At 30.2% G+C, this 25,651-nt stretch carries 20 protein-coding genes and 1 riboswitch; of the genes, 10 read left to right on the top strand and 10 right to left on the bottom strand.

Annotated elements, in window-relative coordinates; translation table 11 throughout:
- Positions 1 to 17 precede the first annotated feature (17 nt).
- From MY04_RS23655 to MY04_RS23675, 5 genes are all read left to right on the top strand, one after another.
- The gene (locus MY04_RS23655; protein WP_066214978.1) at positions 18 to 2,339 is read left to right on the top strand and encodes a hypothetical protein; all 2,322 of its coding nucleotides are present in this window, start codon (positions 18 to 20) and stop codon (positions 2,337 to 2,339) included.
- Positions 2,339 to 4,516, top strand: a complete 2,178-nt coding sequence (locus tag MY04_RS23660; protein WP_066214980.1) for a caspase family protein — start codon at positions 2,339 to 2,341, stop codon at positions 4,514 to 4,516. Before MY04_RS23655 ends, MY04_RS23660 begins: the two co-directional genes overlap by 1 nt.
- 3 nt (positions 4,517 to 4,519) lie before the next feature.
- Positions 4,520 to 7,381, top strand: coding sequence for a caspase family protein (locus tag MY04_RS23665; RefSeq protein WP_066214982.1), 2,862 nt, complete (start codon positions 4,520 to 4,522; stop codon positions 7,379 to 7,381).
- Between the two features lie 116 nt (positions 7,382 to 7,497).
- Positions 7,498 to 8,643: a BamA/TamA family outer membrane protein gene (locus MY04_RS23670; RefSeq protein ID WP_066214983.1), complete on the top strand. Its 1,146-nt coding sequence runs from the start codon at positions 7,498 to 7,500 to the stop codon at positions 8,641 to 8,643.
- A 312-nt stretch (positions 8,644 to 8,955) separates the two neighbouring features.
- The gene (locus MY04_RS23675) at positions 8,956 to 9,126 is read left to right on the top strand and encodes a hypothetical protein (protein WP_158297880.1); all 171 of its coding nucleotides are present in this window, start codon (positions 8,956 to 8,958) and stop codon (positions 9,124 to 9,126) included.
- 67 nt (positions 9,127 to 9,193) lie between these two features.
- Here MY04_RS23675 and MY04_RS23680 read toward each other — a convergent pair whose 3' ends face one another.
- Both MY04_RS23680 and MY04_RS23685 read right to left on the bottom strand, forming a co-directional pair.
- On the bottom strand, positions 9,194 to 9,799 hold the full coding sequence (locus MY04_RS23680; RefSeq protein WP_066214984.1) for a DUF1684 domain-containing protein: 606 nt from the start codon (positions 9,797 to 9,799) through the stop codon (positions 9,194 to 9,196).
- 102 nt (positions 9,800 to 9,901) lie between these two features.
- Positions 9,902 to 10,726, bottom strand: a complete 825-nt coding sequence (locus MY04_RS23685) for a hypothetical protein (protein ID WP_066214986.1) — start codon at positions 10,724 to 10,726, stop codon at positions 9,902 to 9,904.
- A 231-nt stretch (positions 10,727 to 10,957) separates the two neighbouring features.
- Here MY04_RS23685 and MY04_RS23690 point away from each other — a divergent pair, with 231 nt between their 5' ends.
- Both MY04_RS23690 and MY04_RS23695 read left to right on the top strand, forming a co-directional pair.
- A complete protein-coding gene (locus tag MY04_RS23690) occupies positions 10,958 to 11,257 on the top strand; it encodes a 2Fe-2S iron-sulfur cluster-binding protein (RefSeq protein WP_066214990.1) in 300 nt (99 codons plus the stop codon).
- Between the two features lie 129 nt (positions 11,258 to 11,386).
- Positions 11,387 to 11,980: a MarC family protein gene (locus MY04_RS23695; protein WP_066214994.1), complete on the top strand. Its 594-nt coding sequence runs from the start codon at positions 11,387 to 11,389 to the stop codon at positions 11,978 to 11,980.
- A gap of 71 nt (positions 11,981 to 12,051) precedes the next feature.
- On the opposite strand, the gene MY04_RS23700 is transcribed toward MY04_RS23695, so the two are convergent.
- The 5 genes from MY04_RS23700 to MY04_RS23720 form a co-directional block, all read right to left on the bottom strand.
- Positions 12,052 to 14,640: a TonB-dependent receptor domain-containing protein gene (locus MY04_RS23700; RefSeq protein ID WP_066214996.1), complete on the bottom strand. Its 2,589-nt coding sequence runs from the start codon at positions 14,638 to 14,640 to the stop codon at positions 12,052 to 12,054.
- A gap of 216 nt (positions 14,641 to 14,856) precedes the next feature.
- Positions 14,857 to 15,525 (bottom strand): hypothetical protein, encoded by a 669-nt coding sequence (locus MY04_RS23705; protein WP_066214998.1) that lies wholly within the window; start codon positions 15,523 to 15,525, stop codon positions 14,857 to 14,859.
- 172 nt (positions 15,526 to 15,697) lie between these two features.
- Positions 15,698 to 16,012, bottom strand: a complete 315-nt coding sequence (locus MY04_RS23710) for a hypothetical protein (protein ID WP_158297881.1) — start codon at positions 16,010 to 16,012, stop codon at positions 15,698 to 15,700.
- Between the two features lie 697 nt (positions 16,013 to 16,709).
- Positions 16,710 to 18,047, bottom strand: a complete 1,338-nt coding sequence (locus MY04_RS23715; protein WP_066215002.1) for a caspase family protein — start codon at positions 18,045 to 18,047, stop codon at positions 16,710 to 16,712.
- Between the two features lie 20 nt (positions 18,048 to 18,067).
- Positions 18,068 to 21,796: a hypothetical protein gene (locus MY04_RS23720; RefSeq protein WP_066215004.1), complete on the bottom strand. Its 3,729-nt coding sequence runs from the start codon at positions 21,794 to 21,796 to the stop codon at positions 18,068 to 18,070.
- 258 nt (positions 21,797 to 22,054) lie between these two features.
- On the opposite strand from MY04_RS23720, the gene MY04_RS23725 reads away from it, so the two are divergent.
- The 3 genes from MY04_RS23725 to MY04_RS23735 all read left to right on the top strand — a co-directional run bounded on the left by MY04_RS23725 (position 22,055) and on the right by MY04_RS23735 (position 24,019).
- Entirely contained in the window at positions 22,055 to 23,389 is a 1,335-nt protein-coding gene (locus tag MY04_RS23725) for a lipopolysaccharide biosynthesis protein (protein WP_066215005.1), read from the top strand.
- 37 nt (positions 23,390 to 23,426) lie between these two features.
- Positions 23,427 to 23,519, top strand: a riboswitch (SAM-I-IV-variant riboswitch).
- Positions 23,520 to 23,576: 57 nt separating this feature from the next.
- Positions 23,577 to 23,831, top strand: coding sequence for a hypothetical protein (locus MY04_RS23730; protein WP_066215007.1), 255 nt, complete (start codon positions 23,577 to 23,579; stop codon positions 23,829 to 23,831).
- Between the two features lie 20 nt (positions 23,832 to 23,851).
- Complete coding sequence (locus tag MY04_RS23735; protein WP_158297882.1) at positions 23,852 to 24,019, top strand: hypothetical protein; 168 nt, start codon at positions 23,852 to 23,854, stop codon at positions 24,017 to 24,019.
- Between the two features lie 15 nt (positions 24,020 to 24,034).
- On the opposite strand, the gene MY04_RS23740 is transcribed toward MY04_RS23735, so the two are convergent.
- The 3 genes from MY04_RS23740 to MY04_RS23750 form a co-directional block, all read right to left on the bottom strand.
- The gene (locus tag MY04_RS23740; protein WP_066215009.1) at positions 24,035 to 24,469 is read right to left on the bottom strand and encodes a hypothetical protein; all 435 of its coding nucleotides are present in this window, start codon (positions 24,467 to 24,469) and stop codon (positions 24,035 to 24,037) included.
- A 45-nt stretch (positions 24,470 to 24,514) separates the two neighbouring features.
- Positions 24,515 to 24,946 (bottom strand): STAS/SEC14 domain-containing protein, encoded by a 432-nt coding sequence (locus MY04_RS23745; protein WP_066215011.1) that lies wholly within the window; start codon positions 24,944 to 24,946, stop codon positions 24,515 to 24,517.
- Positions 24,947 to 25,008: 62 nt separating this feature from the next.
- The gene (locus tag MY04_RS23750) at positions 25,009 to 25,440 is read right to left on the bottom strand and encodes a hypothetical protein (protein WP_158297883.1); all 432 of its coding nucleotides are present in this window, start codon (positions 25,438 to 25,440) and stop codon (positions 25,009 to 25,011) included.
- Positions 25,441 to 25,651: the final 211 nt, after the last annotated feature.

Genomic DNA, 25,651 nt, shown 5'->3' on the forward strand with positions numbered 1-25,651 from the left:
CCAAAATTTACGAAACTATGAAAAACAGCATTCAATATATCATCACATTATTACTTCTATTTTGTAATATTTTTGTGTATTCACAAAACAAAGAAAAAGAAGAGGAAGATATCGCCACAATATTAGAGAGAAAGAAATACGAAGATATTGATTATAAGAAGTATTACCTTGAATTAAAACCTCATTATAATACTGAAATATCTGATGCACAGTTGCAAGAATTAAAGAAGATCATCAAATATCAACCTTTGGAGGTTAATCCTTTGTTTCAGGTAAGTGAATATTATTATCAAAGAATCAATTCATTTGATGTACTCAGACAATATCAAGCGATTCAATCAACATGTGATTCTGCATCTCGATACATTGAATTATTTGAGAAAAGCCTCACAGAAAAAGAAATCAAAAAGAAATGGAAACGATATTATTTAGAGTTTCTACAATTTCCTGCTAACCAAGGAAAAGGTTTAGAAAAGGTAACTCAAATTGAGATTCAAAGTGAGCTAGCGAGGAGAAAAGAAGTGCTTGCAAAACAAAAATCAGAAGTTGATAGTATTTATATCAATTTTAAAGAATGTATCAATGAGTATTTGATTGCAAATGAGCAATTTAGAGAGGTATGCGGGAAGTACCCAACCATAAAAGACTTTTACATTTTAGCAGAACATGATAATATCTTTGCCGAAATTCAACCGATAAAAGATCATTATCAAAAGGCATTAGATGCTTTCCAAAGATATAAGCAAGCTTTAGAAGTTCATCCTATTGAAGGCTATACAACTGAAATAATAGAAGTTGGAATTGATAATTATAGAATTCACGGTTTAACTACAACAAGTTTCTTAAATGAAGATATTCGACTGTGGAATTATGCTAAGTGGTATGATGATGTCTCGCAATTTTATCAAGCTGAAATTTTGCCTATGAGAAACTTAGTGACCGCATATGATCATTATTTAAATGATGTAATTATTCAAAAAGAAAAATCAAAAATTCCGAGTGAGGATCGCTTCTATCTGGATGTTCGTAAAATAGGTAAAATTAAAAAGTATGATCCAAATGCATATCCTGTAAATATTTTTGAGTACAAAGAACAAAAGATCAATTTACTGAATCAAATTACTTATTCTAATGTATTGAATACCGGAAGAAAAGCCGATTTAAAATATATCAGATCACAAGCAGATATTTGGACAGAATGTAATAAAGCTATACATCGTTTAAGAAAAATATCTACTGATCAGAACAGTATGGGTTATAAAAAACATGCAACATTTTTTGCTCAAGAATACCAAGATGATTTATCAAATTATGTCAATAATGAAAAATCTAGGATTAAACTAACACAGCAAAAATCAGAGGATCTATTAAAAACAATTATAGAAAATTACTTCTCATCAACACCTTCAGATTCTGCACAGTTTGTGTCTTATCAAAAGGATTCAATTAGTTTGGAGTCCATTCAGGAAACAAACGATTTTATCGTCAGAAGAATGAAGACCATTCATACAAGACCGAATAAAGATGATCATACTTTAGTAATCGGTACAATTAGGGACAAGAAAAGTTTAGCGGTTTTTATAGCTGATATCGATACGTTGAATGAAGTAAACTGGCTCTCAAAATACGAATTTGATAAGAAAGCGTATCAAGATGCTCCAAACATCGATATTCCAAGTATTAATGTAAAAGGTGGTGTTGTTCATTTAATGCTTACGGCTGAAGGTATAAAGGTTGGCGATAATGAAATAAGTCTTGATAATAAGGTAGTTATTTTTGATGCCAAAACAGGTGATCAATTAAATGAAATTCCAGTTTCTAGTCAGCGATACCCAAGAGTTTTCGAATATTTACAGGAAACAAAAAGTTATCTGATTGCTTATAAAGGGAAGACAAAAAATTCAATTCAAGAATACGATACTCTAAATATTCAAAACATTAAAATTGATGGTGAACAATTGTGGTCATCAAATTATTTGATGCAAGGAATGATTACTGAAATTCTTCCACTACAAAATCAATTTTTATTGGTAGCAAATATCAATAAACTAAGTGATATAAATGAGACAAACATCTTATTGGCAAATAATATGGAGTTTGGTAAGTTTAATACTGCCATACTAAAAATAGATAGTTTTGGTCAGGCAAAAGATGGTACAGTCCTAAAATCAGAACAGCCTTACGAGTCGATATTTGCCTTGTCAGATTATGATAATACATTAAATCTTATAGGCGTAAAGGGAGATTATTCAAGAGATAAAAACTATACTAACAAGGATCTCATGCTAGTAAGTATGAGGATTAATAATCTAAAAGTAGAAGAAAAAAATATTCAATAATGGAAAGTATAAATAAAATATTATCGATTGTTTGTCTCCTTCTCATCTCTAATTTTTCCTCTGCTCAAACAGTTGAAGAGATCTGGGAAAAACACATGAAAAGTGCCAGAGATTGGTATGAATTAGATGAATTTGATAATGCATTAAAGGACTACATAAAAGCAAAAGAGACATTACCCACAGATTCTGTTGCTTATTTAGAAGGGGCGATGACGGCGGCTTATGCTATGAATGAAGAAATATTCGAAAAACTTAAATCGGAGTTTTCTTCAGTATTTAAATATACATCACCTAGTTTTTATGATTACTCTGAAATACTTCTACAGTCTCGTATTCAAAATCAAACAGGTAATTTAGAACAGTTGTATAAAATTGGATTGGATAAATATCCTCATCATACAGAGATGTATGCAGGTCCTTTACTTGGAATATATTTCGAAAATAATCAAATCGATGAGGCCAAAGCTTTGTTAGAAAATTCATTGGATAAAGTGGATAACCCTGAGTTTGCTTATACATTAGGGGTGATTTATCAAAATGAAGGAAAGATTGATGAAGCGATAGAGACTTATGAGAAAGCCTTGAAAATTGATCCTAAACACATCAATACCAACTACAATATTGGTACTATCTATTATAATCAAGCAGTTAGAAGCATTAATAGATTAAATGATTTAAGTGTTGAGGAATTCGAAACAAAAAGCATAGAAATGAATAAGGTGGCTTTGCAAAAACTAAAAACAGCCAAACCTTATATCGATAGAGCTGCTTCTGATGAAAATAAATCAACAGATGCTTTCGAATTTCTTCAAACTACATTGGTATTAATTGATCATGTGGAACACATCAATGAAACAATTTTAGAAGAAAGGGAAAAGGATAAAAGTATTATCTCATTTTCTACAGATGAAAATTCTTCTAGTAATTTAAATGAAACTCCAGTTATTTCTACAGTTGAAACACCTGTATTAGAGAATTCTACTTATGAAGAAGTAGTTGTTAAAACAGAAAATAAAGAGACATCAAAAATTCTTCCTGCAGAGTTAATGATGTCCAACTTACAGTTTGTATATGACAATGGACAATCGACGCTTGCAAAGGGAGGATCTGGAAAAATTAAACTTAGAATTGAAAATTGGGGAGAGGGTACTTCATATAAACCTACTGTGAAATTATTAGCTTCAATGTCCATTACAGGATTAAATTATGATCGATCAGTAAAGCTAGATGATATTGCTCCTAATGGAGCAGTTGATGTAGAAATTAATGTGAGTTATGAAAAACCAAATGCAGTATCAAGAGGTTTTAAAGCAATTAAAGCAACACAAAATAAATTTAGAGTAATGGTTTCTGATTCTCTTAGAAACCGATCTGAAATTCAGGAATTTGTTTTGAATCTTGATCAAAAAGATATTGATACTACTCCTGCAATGGCAGTGAAGACTGTTCAAGGTGGAAAAAACTATTTAGTCCTGATAGCAGCGAACAATTACACTTCTTGGACTCCTTTAAAAAATGCTGTAAGTGATGCTGAAAACATCAAAAATGTATTATTGAACAATTATCATTATGAACCTGAAAATGTGTATGAATTATACAATGAGAAAGTTACAAAAACCGAAATATCAAAATTGGTTAGAGATTTAGCAGCAAAAGTAGGAGATGAGGATAAATTATTGATTTACTATTCTGGCCATGGATATTACGATGATTTCACCCAAGACGGTTATTGGGTGCCCGTCGATGCGGATCATTCTGAAGAGGATATGTCGACTTATTTACCTAACACAACAATATTAAAATATATCAAAGCTTTAAAAACTAAGCACACCTTACTTATTTCTGATGCATGTTACTCTGGTTCTATGTTTAGTGTGAGGACAAGAGGAATGAAATATGCTGACCGAGTAGAATCTTTACCTTCAAGATGGGGACTTGCATCTGGAGGTTTAACTGAAGTTTCTGATGGAGAAGAAGGCGGACATAGCCCTTTTAATAAATATTTAACAAACTATTTAAGAAACAATACAAGTGAGAAAATTACAATTCGTAATTTAGCTATGTATGTTCGAGAATCTGTAATGAGTAATGCAGAACAAGAGCCAGAAGGAAAACCTCTAAAAGACGTTGGTCATGAGGGAGGTGAATTTGTTTTTCAACTTAGAAACTATCAATAATCTATGAAATCTAGCATTCAACTATTTCTATTATTTTTACTATCCAACTATTGTTTTGGTCAGCACTTAATGATTGATCCACAAGGACATTCATCTCTTGTGAGAGGAGTTGCTTTTACAAATGACAATAGTAAACTAGTATCGGTTTCTGAAGACAAAACCATACGTATTTGGGATTTAAGAAATAATGAATTAGAAGAAACGCTATGGGGAACTTATGCCAAAGGTAAAGAAGGTCGTTACAATACCTTAAGTATGCATCCTAATAAGAATATGATAGCGGCAGCTGGCTATTTACCAAACAATGAGATTAGAATCATTAATTTAGACAACTCTTCCCAAACTGCTTCATTTATTGGACATACTAATGTGATTACTGATTTAAGTTTCTCTCCTGATGGACAATGGTTATGTAGTGCTAGTGCAGATAAGACAGTGAAATTATGGTATGTACCACATTTGAAATCGACGAAAACCAATTTTACTCTTTCAATAGATGATTTCGAAGACTTGGTTTATTCAGTAGACTTTTCAAGTGACGGTACAAAAATAGTATGTGCCTCGTTCGATGGATCTATTAAGTTATATCAATTAAATGCTACAAAAGATAAGGCCACTTTATTAAGTCGATGGGAAACGTTTGAGCCCGTAACAAAAATCAAATTTTCTTCCAATCATATTATAGCGGGAACATCAAAAGGTAAAGTCTTTATTTATTCTCCAAAAGGTGAAGAGGAAGCAGTTATTCCAAGTGCAAAAGGCTATATCACCACTATTGATCTACCAGAAAGTGAGGATGAATGTTTGATAGTGGATTCCAAAGGGAATCTTACTATATATAACACTTCAAATTGGTTAAAGAATAAATTTATTCCAGCAGAAAAAGGAATTATCTCTGCAGCACGATTTGCTAACAACACTAATAAATATGTAGTGTATGCAAAAGGTGTAGAAGGGATTTTATCAATTTATGATATTGAAAAAGAAAAAAATATTCTTCAGTTCGAAAGTGATGGGCTTTCGAATAAAAGAATAGGTCGATCAGAAGGGAAACGTTTCGCTTTATCTGTAAATCATAAGAAAAGACAACCTTACAATAAGGTTTTTGATTTCGAAAAATTAATGATGGAACTTAATGTCGATAACCAATCAGAATATGAAATGCCCGTGATTGACGGTCAAGGTGTGACATTAAAAAAAATAAATGCTTACACTTTACAGATTGGGTCTTCGAAAGTAATAAATGATAAAAACAGAGATAAAGCAATTAATGCTTACTGTTTTACACCAAAAGGAAATGTAATTGTTTCTAGTGGTAACTCATTAAAATTATATAATCAGAGTGCTCAATTAGTAAAAGAGTTTCATGGTCATAGTGCTTCGGTTATAACTGCTCATGTTTCTAAAGATGGGCGGTACTTAATATCATCAAGTGATGATCAAACGACTAAATTATGGAATATTGAGACAGGAGAATTATTAGCGTCTTTATTTGTTAGTGTACACAATGAATGGGTGTGTTGGTCGCCTAAAGGATATTATCATGCATCAGCAGGAGGTGAAAAATATATTGGTTGGTTAGAAAGTAAGGGAATAGGTGAACTAAGTAATTATTACTCTGTAAATTTTGCTGATAAAAGATATCATAAAAAGGAGGTGCTTATAAAGATTATTGAAATGGGGAGTTTCGATCAAGCAATTAATGCATTAGGTTTGAAGAAAGTTGACCCTAAAGAACTTGTAAAACAACAGCCTAGAATTGAGTGGGTTTCTCCAAATTTGCATACTCAATTAAGTGGTACAGATTTGGTGAAAGTAGATGCTACGATAACATCAAAATCACAATTGAAAACGGCAAAAATATTAGTAGATGGTCGTCCGAAATCAATTGATTTAAATGCTGTTTCTGAAGTTTCTGGACTGTATTGTTATCAGATTAAGGAAGAATTCAAGACGCATCATGATCAAATGAAAGTTCAAATTTTTGCAGAAAATGAATTTGCTAAAATCACGTCAAAACCTAGAAGCATATCAAAAAATAATTCAGCGAATTCATCTTCAGATGTAGGGTTTGATATTGAAACTTTAATGAGTTCAGTTACTAAAACCCAAAAAAGTACACAAAATATTTACTTATTATCTATTGGGATTTCCAATTACAACGATAAGACTTTAAATCTGAATTATGCTGACAAGGACGCTTTAGCAATATCTGATATTTATAGAAAACAAGCTAATGGCAAATTGTTTAATGAAGTTTTTGTCAAGGAATTAACAAATGAAGAAGCGAAAAAAGAAAATATTTTAAGCGGGTTTCAATGGTTATCAGAGAATGCAACTTCAGATGATTTAGCAGTTGTTTTTATAGCTTCTCATGGAGTAAATTGGGAAAATAATTTCTATGTAATTCCTCATGATGTTGATCTTAAAGACGTTGATAAAAGTGCAGTGAAATGGGCAGACTGTGCGAATGTAATGACACAATTACCTTCACAGGTTTTACTTTATGTGGACGCATGTAATAGTGGTCAATTAGGGGTAAATATTGCTCACTCTGATAATACTGAATCTATTCGATCGTTATCTAGTGACGAAAATGGTGTGATAATTATGTCAGGTTCGACGGGTAAAGAAAGTTCCTTGGAAAGTTCTGAGTGGCAACATGGTGCATTTACTGCTGCAATAATTGATGGACTTGGAGAAGGAAAAGCTGATTACTCAGGTGATCAGATTATCTCTTTAAGAGAACTTGATTTATATATCGCAATGAAAGTGGAAGAATTAACAAAAGGAAAACAACATCCAACAACCCAAAAACCAAGTACTATAAGTGTTGTAAATGTTGGAGAAATGATACCTCAGTAAACATATTTTAGTTTGATGAGTGATCTAGATGATTATTAGTACTAATTTTATGGTTATATTTAGAACAAATAGAAACATAATTAGTTATTAACCTGATCACTCTTCAAACTCTATTCATGAAATCAAGACTTTGGTTTGCCATTCTCTTTCTAAACTGTATTGCAAATTTATTCGCTCAGGAAAAAGTTCAACAAGATTCATTAAAAGATAAAAACTTTGTCGATAAACTAATTGATATTGTCACTTATGATTCTAAGTCTTTTTCAATGACTACTTATCCTTTAGGGGGGTATAGTGAACAATTTGGCTTTATGATAGGTGCAATGCCTGTATTTACTTTTGCTAAAAGTGAAAGTAACAATAATGACAAATATAAAAGACCTACCACTTTAATTCCTTCAATTTTAGTTTCTTCAAAAGGTTTATTTTCTACAAAGGCAAGTTTAATTTTTTATGGTAAAGAGCACTTGAACCTTCAAATAGATGGTATATATCAATATGTACCTTTTAATTACTATGGTGTAAATGAACTAACACCAGCAGATACAGTTTCTTTTTTTAATCGTCAGTTTGCAAGTTTTGGTGAAGCAACTTACGAGATGAATGATATTTATTTTTTAGGTTTTAGGTATGATATCCAATACAATAAATTAGAAGATTTTGATCAGATAATAAATGAAAATGATATTATAGGTTTAAATGGAGGTTTTAATTTTGGAATTGGCCCTACATTTAAAATAGATAACAGAAACGATGTGAATTATCCATCAAAAGGTCAATTACTTTCTGTTGCACTAAGTTTCTATCCTAAATTTCTTGGGAATGATTATCATTTCTCTCATTTTTTTATTGAGTATAGTAAATTTTTTAAAATACGATCTGATAAAAATATTCTAGGTTTTTTTGCTGCATTTCATGCACAAGAAGGGGATGTCCCATTTTATTATTTAAATAAGTTGGGAGGAAGTAAAAGAATGAGGAATATCGTTCATCCTCTACGATTCATTGACAAATACTATTATATGACACAGTTAGAGTACCGACGTCATTTATTCTGGCGATTGGGTATGGTACTTTATGGAGGAGTGGGTAATGTGTATGGAAGTGAGGGGACTTCAGCTTTTGAAAATGTAAAATACTGTGTTGGTTCTGGTTTTCGATTCCAATTAGTTGATGGTGTGAAAGTGAATTTCCGTTTTGATTATGCCATAGGGAATTATGATCAACAAGGATTTTGGATTACTCGTAGAGAAGCTTTTTAATTTTAATCAAAATGTTTTTTTGTAATAATTTACTTTACCTAATAATCTTACATAGGATTTTAGGCTTATATTTTTGTTTAGATAATACAATAAAAGGCCTTTTTGACTAAATCAAACAAGTATATCAAGTAATTATTTGTGATTTCTTTTCAGAATAGAGGTATGTAATATATTTAACCATATGTTTACAAGTGTTAATATCTTGAATTTTTAATCACCAATTACGTTTAATTATATGAAAGCAAAGTAAAAATTACATTGTAAGTATAACTCTCAAAAATCCTTACTATCATTTTGTAAACTTCTACTGTTATGAAAAAGCTACTTGTAACTATTATTGTTGGAATGTCAATTTTATTTGCTTCTTGTACACCAAAAGCAGATCCGCTTCCATATTTACCAAAAAAACAAATCAATGAGTTTTTTGTAGAACATGATATTCAATTAGATACTACGTCTGTAAGCATTCCAGTAGGAGAATAAGTTTATTAGACAGTAACCAAAAAAAGCAGATCTTAGATTTCTAAGGTCTGCTTTTTTCATTTCAAAACTAATTGGCTTTTTTTGGCGATTTAATCCCAGCCTTTATTTCAGTATTTAAAAAATTATCTTGAGGAGGAATAGGGCATGAATAACCTTCTGTGTATGCACAGTATGGATTATATGCTTTATTAAAATCTACAACAATGGTTTTCCCTTTTGGTATACTTAGATCAATATATCTTCCAGCCCCATAAGTCGTATTGCCATTCGTTTGATCCATGAATGGTAAGAACAAATAATCTTTATATTCTTCACTTTTCTTTAAGCTTTCACTCTGATAAACATTTAGTTTAAATGTCTCTCCATTGATTTCAAACGACAGCGTTCCATATTTTTTATATTGTGCCATTCTTGATGTGGAGGTTTTCATCCCAAAAACTTTGCCTTTGTCTTTCTTGAATTTGGCGATAACTCTATAGTTTAAGTCAATTGGGAAAAATTCATGCCCTTGAAATTCATTCAGCTTTTCGCCTTTTAAAGGCGAATGATCTGGGTCTTTATAATCTGCTGTAAGTTTAGATTGAAACTCTTTTACTTCATCAATCTCTTTATTTTGAGAAAAAATGACATTGATAAAAATAAAATAGAATACAAATGTGGAAATTAGTTTCATTGAATCGAAGTTTAATTGTGAGTCGAAAAAATGTAGATAGATGCTTATTGAAATAAAATATTCTATCATTATAAAATAAGTCTTCAATTTAACAGATTTTGATCAAAAGGGAAAGCGGCCACCAATTTGAATGGCTTGTTGATTGTAAAAAAAGTATTGTTCCGCTTTATCGTTCTTATTAGTGGTTGATCGAATATCTGGCATATGTACAAAACCAAGTTTTAAATCACCTTGTATAAATACATAATCAAAAAATAGAAGGTTAAGCCCAACATTTACATCAAAACCATACCCTGATAAATGAAAAACATCATTTCGATCTTTCCCCAAAAGTCTTGCATTCGTTTTAGGTAGATGAATTCCAGCACTAAAACCTTCAGTTACATGTACACCAATGTTGGGGCCATTAATTTTTTTAAAATTATAGAGCTGATCAAATCTATTCAAACCGAAATAAAGATAATTTAAACCATCTGTATGTTCGAAGGTAAGGAAGTCTTGAGAAAGCTGAATGCTTTCATTGGTGTAAACATCATCATAAGGAGTTCCCTCGTTAATTAAACCATTGATGTAAACATCCTGATTTTGAATCATTACATATTTCATATGATCGACTCCAAATGAAACATCCCAATGTTCATTAAAGAAGTAGGATACTTTAAAATTATATTGAGGAGTAGTGAAATGAACAAAATATGCATTAAAATCAAATTGAGTAGGACGGTGTGTAGCCATTACATCTTTTAATGTAAAATCGTGTCCTTTACCTTTAAATCTGATATCCGAATCAGAGTATGAGGACCAATTCCATCCCCATGAAATAGTCAATGCTTTATTTTTGAATGGTTTTATTTCTTCAGAGTTCTGAGCATTTACAGTAATACAGAAAAAGCAAAAAGTAAGGTTTAACGTAATCGTTTTTAGCATACACCAATAGTTAATTATAAGTAAGTCATAGTTAATTTATAGTAAATCAATTTAATAAGCTAAATAATGACATTGTTCTATGGATTGAACTTATACTATTTCAACGAATCATTTATTTATTAATATAAGTTCCATGGATGTAGATCTTAGAAAACACATCATTGAATTTTAATCTTATAAAAAGATCCATAATTTCACGAAAATTTTTATTCAGAATGTATCAAAGCCTCAATGATTATTAAAGTTGACAATAAAGAATATGATCGACATGAAAGGGATAAAACCCTGTTAGATTTATTAAAAAGGAATAAATTGAGTATTACACATCCTTGTTATAAGACAATGAGAAAATATGGAACATGTAATTCTTGTTTAATTGAAGTGGATGGTGAACAAAAATTATCTTGTGGCATCCCACCTGAAGAGGAGCTAAATTATATTCTTGATAGAGAAGATCTAAAGGAAGCTAGAAAAAAGAAAGCAAGAGAATTTAAAGAACACTTAGATAAGATGAAAAGACTTTTTGGTTAAAGTCAAGTTTGATGTTTTTGTGTAACTACTATTTTATTTTATGTAACTCTTTGGGTGTAGAAATAAGGACTTTTGTATTGTTGGTAATGGCAACCAACAAACAAAAAATCAAAATATAAATTCTACACAATGGAAATCTATTTTCAAGGAATTCTGACCATTTTCTCATTAGTTAATCCTGTAATATGTTCTCAAATTTTTGGAAGTATCGAAAGAGGAAGATCTTATCAGCATAAACTGAAAGATCTTACAGAATCTATACTCACAATAGGTTTTATATTAGCTATTTCAGCATTGTTAGGATCAAAATTATTACACCTTTTAGGTATTAGTTTAAACGCTTTTCAGGTAGCTGGAGGATTAGTGTTAATGAGTATTGGATTTAGAATGTTGAATAAAAAAACAGAAAATTCAACAGATGAAAAGGAAAAAAACTTAATGCCTTTTATTCTTTTTGCAGCAAGCCCTGGAACCATTACAGGTGTGATTACTTTAGCCATTTCTCAATCAGAAGATCATTTTCCTAGTGTAGCACTTATTTCAATTTTATGTGTATTGATAGTCTCTTGGATAATTATCGCTTTACTTTCTAAAGGTGATAATACAAAACCATCAAAGACAAGTCAGATTACTACACCATTTATGGGATTAATCATTATTGCCATGGGAATTCAATTTATCCTTGAAGGGATCTTACAATTCTCAGAATATTTTAATGTGTAAATAGATTAGTTTTAGTTATAAATATAGATTAGGTAAAAAAGGCTACCTTTTTGAGGTAGCCTTTATCTATATTAGAACTCTTGAGCTCCAAATTCTGATTTCACTTTCTTCGATTTATTTTTCGAACTATTAAAGTTATAAGTTATATTGATGATCAATTGATCCACTTCGTAGACATAATTTGTTGTAGTATAAAATTGTTGTCTTTGAGAAGTTCCGTTGGCCAATAGAGCATTATAATCTCCACTTGTAGTAATTCTTTGCTCATTCGTATTTAACATACCCATATCCATATTCAGCCATTGGAAATTTACAGCCAATCTTTTGTCAAGGAATGTCTTTTTTATGGAAAGGTTAGGAGAGTAGAATCGAGAATCTCTACCTTGGGCGGTTACTCTTTCCGATAAATAATTAAATGAGAAATTAGTACTTAATGTCTTTGTGATATCAAAGGTTGTGTTGATATTAAAGCTATACTGCCAAGCTTTTGTATCCACAGGAATACTTATTAACCAATCGTTATCTGTATCATCATAATCAAATTGACCTTTAATATGTTGATGATAAACATTACCACCAGCATAAAAGTCCCACCACTTTGTTAATTTCAATGAAGTCCCTAGCTCAAAACCAAATACTTTACTATTCCCTACATTAGTATAGATACGGTTTAAAACAGAGTCACTATCAAATGTATTTGTTCTATTAATCAAGTTTTCTGTATTTCTAAAGTAAGCCGTTGCAAAGATACTATGGTCGCCAATTTCTTGAGTGGCACCTAATTCAACTAAATCAATAAATTCAGGTAAAAGATCCGCATCACCTTGTTCCAGTGTTTCAGAATGCTCTTTTTCTTTAAATGGATTCATTTTAAAAGTAGTCGTCCTTTCCACTCTTTTACTGTAGGCTGTTTTTAATGCAAATCCATCATTTACTTTATATTGTAAATTTGCTGATGGGAATAATTTGAAGTAATCATACTTCTTTATTTCCCTTTGATTCTCAGGTTGTAACTGACCATTTTCATAGCCCAAGAAATCAACTTGACGATCCATATACTCTGCACGAACACCTACACCATATGTCCAATCGCCCTTTTCTCCAGCCAATTGACCATAGGCTGAGTGAATATTTCTCTTCAGGTTTAAGTTAGACGAATAATTGTCTACAACTTCCCAATTACCTGTAGGTTTACCATCAGTTAGATTTTCTCTTTCGTACAAGAAATCACCTTTATGGTCTAATGTCCTGAATTGGTAACCCATTTCGAACTGACCTAATTTTGATGGTTTGAAACTATAATCAAGATTAGCACGGAAACCATTTAAAGGGTTCTCATTAGTGTTTCTTTCTCTCAAGTAGAAGAAATTTTGGTTTTCTGGTGTTGAAAAGTTATCTCTTTGGTTGTCATTAAATGTTGGACCACCTAATAAAGTATATTCATACAAAACTGATGCTTTGATTTGTGCACCATTATCAAATCGATGATCAAAATCAAAACTAGAAACAAAGAAATCGGATTGTCTATTTCTAGAGTTATGGTTGTAATACTGAAAAGGAGTGGGGTCACCTTCAAAGCGATTATTATTATAATAAATATCTGCAAGTCTTGTTTTATCTCTAATACCACCCATAGCAGCAAAATGTAGAGAGGTATTTTTAGTTGCATCATATCCTAATGATAAGTTCGCTGAATAGTTTTCTTCCACATAAGAGCGTTCTCCATCAGAAGGGAATCTGAACTTTGGATCATCATCAATTTGAGTCCACACATCACCTTCACGACGACCTGTTTTATCATTTCTTTGATAAGAACCTCCAATAGCCCAATTCAATTTATTTTTTTGTTGAGCAATAGTAAAGTCACCACCATATCTTAGAGGCATTTTTGCATTGTCATAAGGTTCTACGCTAGGTAAACCAACTCTTACATTCACTTGAGCAAAAAGGTTATCAGTTGCACCTTTAGTAGTGATAATATTGATAATTCCTGCCTTTCCCTCTGAATCGTATTTGGCAGAGGGAGCGGTGATTACCTCAACATTTTTAATAGAATTGGCTGGCAATTGATTCAAAATAGTAGCGGCATCAGTTTGTATTGGTTTACCGTTAAGTAAAATTACAAATCCTGATGTACCTCTAACAGATAAATCACCTTCAGCATTAATACTCACAGAAGGCATGTTTTTTAGTACATCAGTAGCAGTACCTCCTGCAGCGGCTTCAAATTTTGTTGCATCATATACTTGTCGGTCAACTTTAGTAACCGCAGTTAGCTGTTCTCCTTTGATCTCAATTTCTTGAAGCATTTGATTATCTACTTTTAGATAAATAGTTCCAAGATTTAAAGGCTGACCATCAAGTTTAATGTTTTCTTTCACAAAAGTTTCGAATCCCATAAAGGCCACAGTTAATTTGTAAGTGCCTTTTTTAAGCTTGTTGATGTTAAAAATACCTTCCGTTTGAGTAACTACTCCAGTGATCAGTTTTTCATTCTCTTGATTGTATAACGCAACAGTTGCGTATTCAATAGCATTCTTGTTACTATTTTCAAGTACTTTACCTGTGATAGTATTCTGAGCTTGAAGTAAGTTCGTAGAGATAATAATAAGTGTCACAATTGAGGCTAAATAGCCTACACATTTGGATAATAAATTCATTTTCTTGGTTTGAATGAATAAGATTGTCGATAATTTGTTAGCGTGACAAAATTAGGAAAGTGAATTGATAAAGTGTGGTATATTTGAAAATAATGTTAATTATTGATAGTACTTTTTAAAAAAGGCAAACAAAAGTGTTTGCCTTTACTTAGGTAATTGTAGTATAAAACAAATCGTCAAAAAATATCTTTTTTGAATACTGTGTAATGATTATAATTAATTTAACCTTACTGAAAGTCTTAATCGCAATAAAGGGAACCAAGTATAATCTTTCATATTGGATTCCATTTTTTGTTCTTGACTCGACATATCAGTGAATAATTCAGTACCATAGAATTTGATATTGGGATTTCCTAAATAGTATGTCCCCATATCAAGCCCAAATCCAATTCTCTTTTTAGGAACTGCACGACCTAATCCTATACCAAAATAGGGAGAAAGCTGATTCCATTCCGATTCAAATCTAATTTCGCCAATATCATCAGGTGTTAATGTCCGAACACCTAAAGTAATAGGTTCTGTATAACTACTTATAAGTTGTACACTATTACTGAACATATATGCTAAGCCAGCAACAATTTTAAAACTACTGCCTTTAAAAGGTAGGTACTCGATACGTAAATCAATATTTCTCATATCAACATTGGCTGTGCCTTTCAAACTTTGACCATCATAAGTAACAACTTGCGAAAAATTATCAATTTTGAGATAATTAAAGCTTAAGCTACCATTAAAATGTTCATTTAAATTTCTTGAAACGTCAATCCCTAATCCGTTAGATCCACCACTTACACCAATAGCAAATTTATTGGTATTTGAATCATCTTGGCCATACGAATTTAATAGCACAAACAGAAAGGAGAGCAATAATAATAGTTTTCTCATTTTAATTTAGTTGGGTAAAGGAATGATTAAAACTATTAATCTTTTATGAGATATAAATCCCCCTTTTTAGGGATTTTGCAAAATGTTATGTGATAATATCATATAAATGAATGTATTATACAGATTCAAGTATCCTGACACAGGGTTTATTTAATAAAAAAATGAGTTTCTTCTAAAGAAACTCATTTTTTAAAACTATAAATTTTTCTCCCACTACTAACTCATCGCTTCCCGTTTGTTCTTGATATATTGTTTTCAATAAGAATACATCTTCCCAGGTAATATTATTTGGATTTTTTTCGAGCACTTGGAATAATCTTCGTGTTAAAGAAAAAAATCCATCTCCATGTAAAATAGTCATTTGAATTTGAGAAACCTCAACAGTATGTACTTTCAAGAAGTTTTTATCATCTGAAGAAAGTACAGAAGATTGTGTTGCTATAAAGAATAGGGAAGTGGTGATGAATTTTAATACAAAGTGTTTCATAGTTGAAGAATTAGTCATGTTTAATATTGATACTTCAAATATAAAGTAACAATGTTACATAACAAAATAATTTGATAAAAAACTGTAAATCAATTAGATAAAAATGCTTCAAGACGTTTTCTTTAAATATTTGATTCTAAAGGTGATAAGATAAACTACAAAACATTATATTTAACATAACATAAATTATATTATAATTATATGTGTTATTCATAATTTGTTAGTTCTTGAGATAATGCAATAGTATATATCATGGCATTTTTGAAATTAAAAAACCCAACACTAAAATTTAGTATTGGGTTTGATCATTTAATATTTCGTACAATTATATTCTTTGCATTCGGATATAAAATGTGGATTTTCTGCTAATGGATCACAGTATTCATCTACTGTGTTTACAGGTGCACAAGAACTAATGATATACAGGATTAATAATGTTAGGTAGAATTTCATTTATTTATTTTTAAGCATTGAGATAGTTCATTCATCGTTAAATATGAACTTCAAAATTAGATTTACAATCATCTTAGAGCAGCTGAATAATTAAATGGTTGCCATCAAATAATTACTGATTCTATTAATTAAGTTCATTTATGACATTAACAATAAATATATAAATAATGTGAGCTTGTAAATTAATCTACAAGCTCACAGTTTCGGTTTATATTATATACATGAACTTTTTAAGTTTTATTTCCTATTGTTCCAATAAATTCCAAAGCTTAAAATTCTCTTCTTTATTAATTCTTCTAGCATTTGGTTGCTGTTGACCATTTGATGCCTCTTTCACTTCACGTTCCAGAAAATCTAAAAGTTCCTGTACGTTAACTTTATCGTCACTATTTTGATCAGCTAAGTCCTCGTTAATCGCTTTTCTTAAGAAATAAGTAAAAAGACCATTATCATATCCTTCGCCTTCATAAGCAAACTCATTACCACCTGCACTTGAGATAATCGTAGCTCCAGTATCCCTTCTTAAATCGGTAAAAATATCTTGCATAAATTCAAAAGATGATGCCGTAGGAATAGGTAATTCAGGAACTAATCCCCTAGTAAAGCTGGAAACAACTTTTACATTGTTATTAGCATTGAATGTATTTGTAGGAGTTTCATCTAGCTCACCAGAATGACAGGCATCTATTATTACTAATTTTTTTCTAGCAGGAATACCATCTAGTAGATTGATAAAGTCATCGTATTTAAGACCCAATTCTTTAGGTTGTCTAAAATTAATATCATGAGTAGTGAGGTAGTAATCATAATTGTAATCTAACATTCCATGTCCTGCATAATATAGGATTATTTCATCATCTACATTAGTTTTAAGCAGCTGTTTTTTTAAAGCTAGGATATTCTTTTTGGTGACCTGTTCATTTGTAAGAAGAATTGCTTCTATATGATTTCCCTTTTTCTTTAGATCATTCACAATATCTTTGGCGTCTTTGTCAGCGTACTGTAAATTCATGGTACTGTCTTTATAATGTGAAATACCAATTCCAATTACATAAAACTTTGAAGAAGTATTTTGCTCGCATGTTATAAAGAATTCTTCTTTAAGAGAGGATGAATTTAAATCTGTCCTCACCCCTACTTCAATTTTATTGATTCCGTCATTTAAAGCTACTGTAATATCTTCTTCAATTTTAGAAGTATTTGATGATAATCGATAACCATTTTTCCCAAATACAGGGACATTATTAATCCAAACATCAATGCTACTAATCTTAGATTGATCAGATGTTTGGGCCGCTAAAGAAAAAGTAAATTCTTTCTGATTTATCGTGACAGGAATATTTTCTTTATCAATAATAACTTTAGGGAGTCCGTCAATTTTTGGAAAATCATTATCTAAACTTAATTTATTTAACCTCTTCTTATAAGCTAAATAAGCCTGATTAATATACTCTTTATCAGTCCCTTCTATACCTTTTAAAACTATATCAGGTCGATTAAACCATGCGTCAAATTGATCAAAAGGATAGACATTTAATCCTTTTTTAAATACAATATTATCAACCGCATTTTTGCTAGTCATGTAATAACCATTATTATTTATTATACTAATCCCGTCTTCACCAGAAGATTGAATTTGATATTCAATAGATTGATCATCAGTAGAATAGACTTTAATTTTTCATCCGAACTTAAAATGATTAATTCATTCTCATGTAAATCAATTTGTTCAATATTACTATTGATAGTGAAAAGTGTATTTAAAGTCTTAGTAGTTAAGTTATAGCTTATTACCTCATTTTCTTCACTAATTATGTAGAGTGTATTTGAAGCTACATGATATTTAAAGAGCTTATTTTTGACTTGATCAAACTCTTTCAATAGATGTTTTTTAGATCTATAATCAAATATATTAATCCCATCTTCAGTTTGATAAACCTGATATCCAGAAGAAGAAATGAGTTGAAAATTCTTTAAGTATTTTTGTAAATTTCTAGTATTTATGTCTTTGTGATCATCAAGATGATATTCAACTGTATGTAATAAATTCTTTTTCTTATCGATTAATTGATAATCATATGTTTTAGTAGTAAGTATTTTTTTGTTGTCATCATTCAATATTTCAACATAATATAAATTCTTGGTAGTGGATTGATTATCGAGTACTAAATTCTTTTCTGTTTCTATTAAGATTTCATTGCTATTGTTGTCGATATCATATGATGCGAAATAAGTCGTGTTATCTATTTTATAAGAATAGATAATATGATTTTCACTTAGAGTAAAAACGCTTAAATTATTTGAGGTGACTGGAAGTTGGAATAACTTTGTCGAAATTCCAGTCTTCAAATTTTCCACATAAACAAATGGCTTATCTTTTGAAGAAGATGACTCTAAATAGATAATATGAGTTTCATCCTCTGATAGATCTGCATAAAACGGGTAGTTAGAAGCATTTTCAATTAATTTATTTTCAAACTTTTTGTTGTCTATAATAAAAAGACCTTCTTTATGATTATAGATGAAATGGTTTTTGTATTTCTTGAAATTATAAATGTCGTTTTGAAAACGATCTATTGCAGCTAATTCATTCTTCGATTTATTATCAAATAATTTGATGTTACCCCAAATATCTCCACCTATTACCAAATCATATTTTTCATTATAGGCTATTGCACTTAAATCACTCATAAAATCTTTTTTTGCGTTAAAAAAAGATTTTGAATCATCTTCTAAACTAACCTGTTTTATACCATCCATATGTCCATAGACTATAGAATTTCCTACGATATCTGCTAAGTAGTTGTATTTAATGTTTTTAATCAGTTTTTGTTCTATATAATCATAAATCAAAGTACATGTACGCCCTTCTACCTTTGCGACAAACATTAAAAGGTTTTGATCTTCATCTATATGGACTATATTCATTGTGGTATATGAAACCTCTGATTTACGATCGTATTTAAATACTTTAATTGGTTTATTCGTAAGATAATCTTTATAGACAACCACTTCTTTATTGGTATATACAGCCATAAACTGACCGGATTTGGAAAACTGAATGTCATATATACGATTTCCATCTAGTGGGATACCGTAACGGGTGATTACCTTCCCAGAGTTTTCATGAATGACGAAAGGATTTGTCCACCCATGTGTATTTATACCAAGTATAAAAGGAGTAGCAGGAACTTTTCTTAAACGATGAACACTAAAATTACCAACATGATCAAATTTTATTTCTCTTATTATTTTACCTGAAGCAATGTCGTAGGATTTTAAATTATCTCCTTGTGTGATAATCACTTCCCTAGAGTTATCATCTAAAATAGCATCATTAATGTTATCATCTGTGACTTCAATTTGTGTAATCACCTTTCTGGTTTTTACATCAAGAATGTAAACAATATTCTGAGAAAGTACTAAGATTAAGTTTTGGTCCTTACTAAATGAAATTTTACGAATTGGGGAGGTAACCGAAGCTTGTAAATAAACTTCTGGTTTATCACTTTTTAATTTTTTTACAAGGTCAAGGTTACTATCAAAAGTAAAACCAATACTATCGACATTCATTGGTACATTCAAGCTATCAATTAATTGGGCATATTGTATATTTTTTTCTTGTTTATAAGACTTTACTAAGCTTTTAGTTTTTAAATCCCATAAGAAGCAAGAATTATCAAAGAAAGAATTTGTTAATAAAAAGTCGTGTCCACTAAAATGCTGTGTACTTAAATCTGTGATATATCCATTATGTACTTTTGTAACTTGTTCTGGAGAGATTTTTCCAATACTTAAAGGGCAACGAATTAAACGACCTCTTGATCCTAGAATTAACTCTTTTGATTTTTCTAGAAATGTAATAGATGAAACAGCTTCTCCAAAAACATCTTTATGAGATGATATTATTTTTAATTTATCATCCAGTTGATGTACATCCCCACTCGATGTCCCAATATAAATACCCTCATTTGTAGAGCTAATTGCAGTAATAAAATCTTCAATATCATAGTTTTGTTGATTGATAATTTTTCCGTTTAGATCATAAACTACAATTTTCTTAGAGTCTGGAAATAGAGTAAGAATGTGGGTTTTATCAATTTGAAATGTGGCGAATAAAGGTCTTTTATTCCCAGAAATTTCCCATTTATATTCTTTATTAAAATTAGAATAGTTCCAAACATTAACTTCTCCATTTTTATGGAAAGTAAGGAAGTTATCCTTATTTGAGACATTGACAGGAAGTATATAATTATTCCAGGTAAATTCTTGTTTATTGGTCCTCTCCCCATCAACACCTATTAAATAAAGGGTGTTGAGTAAACTCATTTTATCTTGATTAGTTATGTTGAATGAGGAATATAAACTTTCAATATTTTCTTGATATAAAATACTTCCCCATAGGTCAAAAACAGTAACCTTACCTCCATCTGTTCTTACAAATTGTCCATTAAAGTTTTTATAATTGACGTTGGCATAGGGTAAATCATAAAAACCTGAGATTAAATACTGTTTCCATGAATTTGATAAAGCTACTAATCCACTTGTAGTTTGAAGCAAGTATGACGAACCGAACATATTAAAGTATGGTGTATTACTTGGATTGTAAGAGTTCAACTCACCTAGACCAATTTTTAGATGTGGAATGTCATCTATATAAATGTGGCTTAATTCCTTCCCCTCAAAACTGATAATTTTTATGGATGTTTTTATATCTGTTCTAAACAATTCAGGTGATAATAATAAATGTATTCCCTGATCATTTATGATACTACCCTTAATGAATTCTTTTGACTTATAGATTTCCGTTACTTTTTCATTTATCAATTCTAATACACTATTTGGTTTAATGAAAAAGATTCTCCCGGACGAATTTATTTTTACTTTTGCATTGGTTAATTCATGATTAGGAAGTGAGATTTTCTTTATGTTTTTAGTCTTGAGGTCAACTAATTGTAAACTACTGAGGGTAATATTTGTTAGTGTATTTTCTTTGGGTATTTGAGCATTTAGATAAAAATTATCTAGAGCTATAGAATCTTGTAATGAATAATCTTCCTTATCCCAAAAACGCACAAAATCATTTACGGTAATTAGATGTTTATCGGTCTCATATATTTTCGCAACATAATTTCTATGTGGAAGGAAGACCACTTCTTTACCATTAATCATTGAGACACCACGTACATCAGAATGTATATTATCACTTATCCAAATGATATTATTACTTATGGATATAAGCACATCATTTACAATTGCTGAATTATTTTGGGCTTTTGCACCAAAGCTGAAAGTGATTAAGAATAATAGATAAAGTTTGAGGTAGCTCATTATAGATGTAGTTGATATAAGATAAATGTGTTGAGTAAATTTAATTGTTATAGTTCACCTTTAAAATAATAAATGAGATTATAATTATGAAAGCAATTACCATCTAGAAAATCTCCCCTATCCAAGAACATTATTCTAAGTATTTCTATAAAGAATAAAACATAATATGATTTATGGTTGCAAGTTGCAACTAATAATTATATATATTATTCATAATCAATTAAATTGAAATACTTATTAACCCATTAACTTTGCTTCATGAAAAGGTTCATTGCCCTTTTTAAGGAAAAACCTTTTATATCCTCATTATCATTAACCTTTAGTGAATTATTATATAATTATTCACTACTCCTATTTGTCACACAAGTCTATTCGGCTGAAGATGTAGGACGTTGGTTCATATTTTTTGCTGTCTTTAATTTGTCGATCAATATTAGAGAAGGGGTACTTTATGTTGCTTTAGTGAAATTTTCATCTGGAAAAGAAGATGAAACAGCACATTCTACTTATAAAACGGTTTTATACGCTCTATTACTTATAGAATCCTTAATTGGAGCGGTAATTTTTGCGATTGGGTATTATGATTTCTTCCCAGAAGTCTCCGCATTATTGTTATTTTATCCATTGTATTCCATTAGTAATAATTGTTTAAAATGGATTGAAAATATTCATAAAAGTCGTGGTGAATTATATAAAGCAGTAATGATTAATTTCACTACTCTTTTAATGCTTTTCACTGCTTTCTTCTATTTCAGTAATTACCCTGTAGAATTAAGTAATTTAATTATCTATTTGAGTGGCCTTTATTTTGTTAGTTTTCTTATTGGTTTAAGTTCAATTCCAACCTTCAAAATAGTTATAAGTAAATTTAATAAGAAAACGTTCAAACACATTATGCATTATGCCAAACAAGGCACGTTAAAAGCGATATTTGGTACACTTGCTTCTAGGATGACTTTATTTATATCAGCTGGTATTTTGTCTTTGGAAGTAACAGCACTTTTGGGTGTTGCTCAACGATATTTGGTGTTAATTTTATCGCTTAGTAATGCGATTCAGCTCATATTTTACCCTAAAATTGTCTTACTATTTGAGCAAGGTAACCTTAGGCATTTTAAGCTTGAATTTACAAAAACAATTAAAAGAGTGTATACTTTGATTGTTCCTATCTCTATTGCTTTTCTTATTGTCATTAAACCTCTTTTAGGTATTCTACATGGAGAAGGTTATGGAGAATCTTTCCACCTATTAGTTATTTTGATAATGTCCGCTCAGTTTTCGCCATTAGGAGCATTTTTCGGAAGTTATACTAATGCAATTGGTAAACCTCAATATTCAACCAATGTTGTGGTAATTAATAGCTGTATTTTAATTTTTAGCTCTTACTTCTTTGTCAAATTCTTTGGAGAACTAGGAACAGTACTTCCATTATTAGTTACAGAAATAATAGGATTCTTTATTATCTACAATTATTACCAGAAATACGAAAGGATCAATATCATATTATTGATGTTAAGGACACCAAAGCTATATCTGATCTATTTTAGAAGAGCAAAACAACTCTATCACCTTAAATTCAAAAAAACTTCTTAGAAAAATTTGAATTATACATTTTTTGTCTTTTACTTTGTATCATCATCAAGAATCCTTAGATGGATGCCAACCGAGTAAATACCACGGTGGCAAAATAGATGAGGTCGGAACGACAAAAACATTCCCCCTATTCTTATTAAATTCTTGATGTCATTGTAAAATTTTGTTTCACTCTAAATTTACATTTATGACATTATTCAATGAAAATGAACTTGTTGACGCTTCTCTTTTAGGGCAGCTATCTGATGATGAACTGATACATCAGTTTAATCTTGAAGTCGGTAACTTTCAGTGGAATAGTTCTCGAGGTATTTTTTTAAATGCCTTGAACACAGAGTTCCATAATAGAGACTTTAAAGGTTTATCCACTGTATTTAAAAGTGGTAAATTATCTCTTAAAAAGCCTATCCATTTATTAAATGGAGAATTGAATTTTATTTAGTATTTCAAAATTATATCATCATGAATTTACAAGAAGACATTTATATCTATTTCGTGGATCATTTTTCATCATTAAATGATCAATCATTATTGGAATTAATTAGGACTACATCAACTAAAGAGGTATCTCATCATAACAAAAAGATGTTAGATGCCTTAAATGATGTAAGGAATGCTAGATCAATCTGATTAACAGGTGTCACCCTATATGAATTGGGTGACACTTTTATTTTTTATATATCGGATAACCTCCTCCCTATTTGTCATTACTTTTTGTTTGGTATCTGATCCAATAATAAGGTTAATACCATATAATAATAACTTAGTGACAGGGTTATTAATAATCACTATATAAGAAGCTACAAGATGTGAATAGTTGTCCAAAATAACTTTTACTTTATTAGCAAAACTCATACGGAGATCTGTTAGCATCATTTTTACTTTAGAAACATCATATATAAAAGTTGTAGGTTTTTGAATGTTTTCTAAAATGATATGAACTACTTTAAAAAAATGTTCTACATCTTTTTTATTCAATGTTTCTTTCCTGAATGTAATTATTACATGATCATCAAATGGATATTCTATTTTAAATGTTTCGTCACTTAATTTGTTGCAAAGGTAATCTAGAGGGTACATTCTATTTTTGTTTGGGTAGTAAATAGAGAATGAATTTAATTGTAATCAAGAAACATTTGATATTGATTTGATTACTTCACTATCTAATTCTGCAAAGCTTCTTGCCATGTCAATATCATCGTAAACGTATTGTCTTATTTCTCTTTTAAATATCTTATTTATTGTATTTAAAATCACTTTCAAAAGCTTATTAGGTGCTACAATAAAATAAGCTCTCAATAAGTTCTGATATCTTTTATCATGTTCATTAAGTAAACGTCCATACTCTGCTCTGGCTGAGGAACTAATCCATTTGATATTACTTGAATCATCAATAACTACAAAAGGTGTATCAAACTTGTCAAAAACTTTTTCTTTTAGTGCTTTAAATTCAATAATATCTTGATGAGTTGGGTTTTCAGATAAACATGTCATTGTCACAATTGGAAAGTCAGTAACATCTATTACTGCAGCATTACATGTGTAAATTTTATTCATAATAGTTAGGTTTCTTGTAAAATATTAGTAGTTGGGTAGTGATGTGTAATGGTAAGGTTATTTTAAGATACCCTCTGATAATCGATCATAAATTTTAATTCTGATTTTGCTTTTTTGTATGCTTCATCATAGCTAGAACATATTACTTGACGAAATCTTGGTTTTGCAACAAGGTTGATACCTTTTAACATGATATTCACCACTATATTGGGAACTACAACATATGCTGTTTTAAAGAGATGAAGATATTTCTCATCACTTTCTTTGAGGCATTTACCATATTCTATTCTTGCTTCTGAGTCCATCCATTTGATTTTGGACACATCGCTAAGGACTATAAATGCTTCATTGATTTCCTTGAATACCTTATTTTTTAAGTTTTTGTATTCAATTACATCTTTTAGATTAGGTTGTTCTTTTTTACAAACGATTTTTACAAGTGGGAATTCTGAAAAATCAAATGTTGCCACTGAACATTCATAAATATCTTGCATGAGTAATAAATTAGTACACATAAAGAACACTAAAAACATCACCTTAGTTCAAAAAAGTGAATTTTTCTACAAAAAATTACAATGTTAGAAATCGCCCATAATATGAACTTGAAAAGAAATTATAATGAGTAATCGATAATTTTATAAACATACCTTTTTCTAAAAATATCTCATTGCATTAGTATTTATCTTGTAGAATTTGAACATAAAA

The sequence above is a fragment of the Flammeovirga sp. MY04 genome (assembly GCF_001682195.2).
GTDB lineage: Bacteria > Bacteroidota > Bacteroidia > Cytophagales > Flammeovirgaceae > Flammeovirga > Flammeovirga yaeyamensis.

What these genes read in the sequence shown, in the direction of transcription:
- MY04_RS23690 (WP_066214990.1), top strand. Translation starts at nt 10,958, where the DNA reads ATGATTATTAAAGTTGACAATAAAGAATATGATCGACATGAAAGGGAT.
- MY04_RS23700 (WP_066214996.1), bottom strand. Translation starts at nt 14,640, where the DNA reads ATGAATTTATTATCCAAATGTGTAGGCTATTTAGCCTCAATTGTGACA.
- MY04_RS23680 (WP_066214984.1), bottom strand. Translation starts at nt 9,799, where the DNA reads ATGAAACTAATTTCCACATTTGTATTCTATTTTATTTTTATCAATGTC.
- MY04_RS23685 (WP_066214986.1), bottom strand. Translation starts at nt 10,726, where the DNA reads ATGCTAAAAACGATTACGTTAAACCTTACTTTTTGCTTTTTCTGTATT.
- MY04_RS23735 (WP_158297882.1), top strand. Translation starts at nt 23,852, where the DNA reads ATGAATTTACAAGAAGACATTTATATCTATTTCGTGGATCATTTTTCA.
- MY04_RS23725 (WP_066215005.1), top strand. Translation starts at nt 22,055, where the DNA reads ATGAAAAGGTTCATTGCCCTTTTTAAGGAAAAACCTTTTATATCCTCA.
- MY04_RS23660 (WP_066214980.1), top strand. Translation starts at nt 2,339, where the DNA reads ATGGAAAGTATAAATAAAATATTATCGATTGTTTGTCTCCTTCTCATC.
- MY04_RS23745 (WP_066215011.1), bottom strand. Translation starts at nt 24,946, where the DNA reads ATGAATAAAATTTACACATGTAATGCTGCAGTAATAGATGTTACTGAC.
- MY04_RS23720 (WP_066215004.1), bottom strand. Translation starts at nt 21,796, where the DNA reads ATGAGCTACCTCAAACTTTATCTATTATTCTTAATCACTTTCAGCTTT.
- MY04_RS23705 (WP_066214998.1), bottom strand. Translation starts at nt 15,525, where the DNA reads ATGAGAAAACTATTATTATTGCTCTCCTTTCTGTTTGTGCTATTAAAT.
- MY04_RS23730 (WP_066215007.1), top strand. Translation starts at nt 23,577, where the DNA reads ATGACATTATTCAATGAAAATGAACTTGTTGACGCTTCTCTTTTAGGG.
- MY04_RS23665 (WP_066214982.1), top strand. Translation starts at nt 4,520, where the DNA reads ATGAAATCTAGCATTCAACTATTTCTATTATTTTTACTATCCAACTAT.
- MY04_RS23710 (WP_158297881.1), bottom strand. Translation starts at nt 16,012, where the DNA reads ATGAAACACTTTGTATTAAAATTCATCACCACTTCCCTATTCTTTATA.
- MY04_RS23750 (WP_158297883.1), bottom strand. Translation starts at nt 25,440, where the DNA reads ATGCAAGATATTTATGAATGTTCAGTGGCAACATTTGATTTTTCAGAA.
- MY04_RS23655 (WP_066214978.1), top strand. Translation starts at nt 18, where the DNA reads ATGAAAAACAGCATTCAATATATCATCACATTATTACTTCTATTTTGT.
- MY04_RS23675 (WP_158297880.1), top strand. Translation starts at nt 8,956, where the DNA reads ATGAAAAAGCTACTTGTAACTATTATTGTTGGAATGTCAATTTTATTT.
- MY04_RS23740 (WP_066215009.1), bottom strand. Translation starts at nt 24,469, where the DNA reads ATGTACCCTCTAGATTACCTTTGCAACAAATTAAGTGACGAAACATTT.
- MY04_RS23715 (WP_066215002.1), bottom strand. Translation starts at nt 18,047, where the DNA reads ATGACTAGCAAAAATGCGGTTGATAATATTGTATTTAAAAAAGGATTA.
- MY04_RS23695 (WP_066214994.1), top strand. Translation starts at nt 11,387, where the DNA reads ATGGAAATCTATTTTCAAGGAATTCTGACCATTTTCTCATTAGTTAAT.
- MY04_RS23670 (WP_066214983.1), top strand. Translation starts at nt 7,498, where the DNA reads ATGAAATCAAGACTTTGGTTTGCCATTCTCTTTCTAAACTGTATTGCA.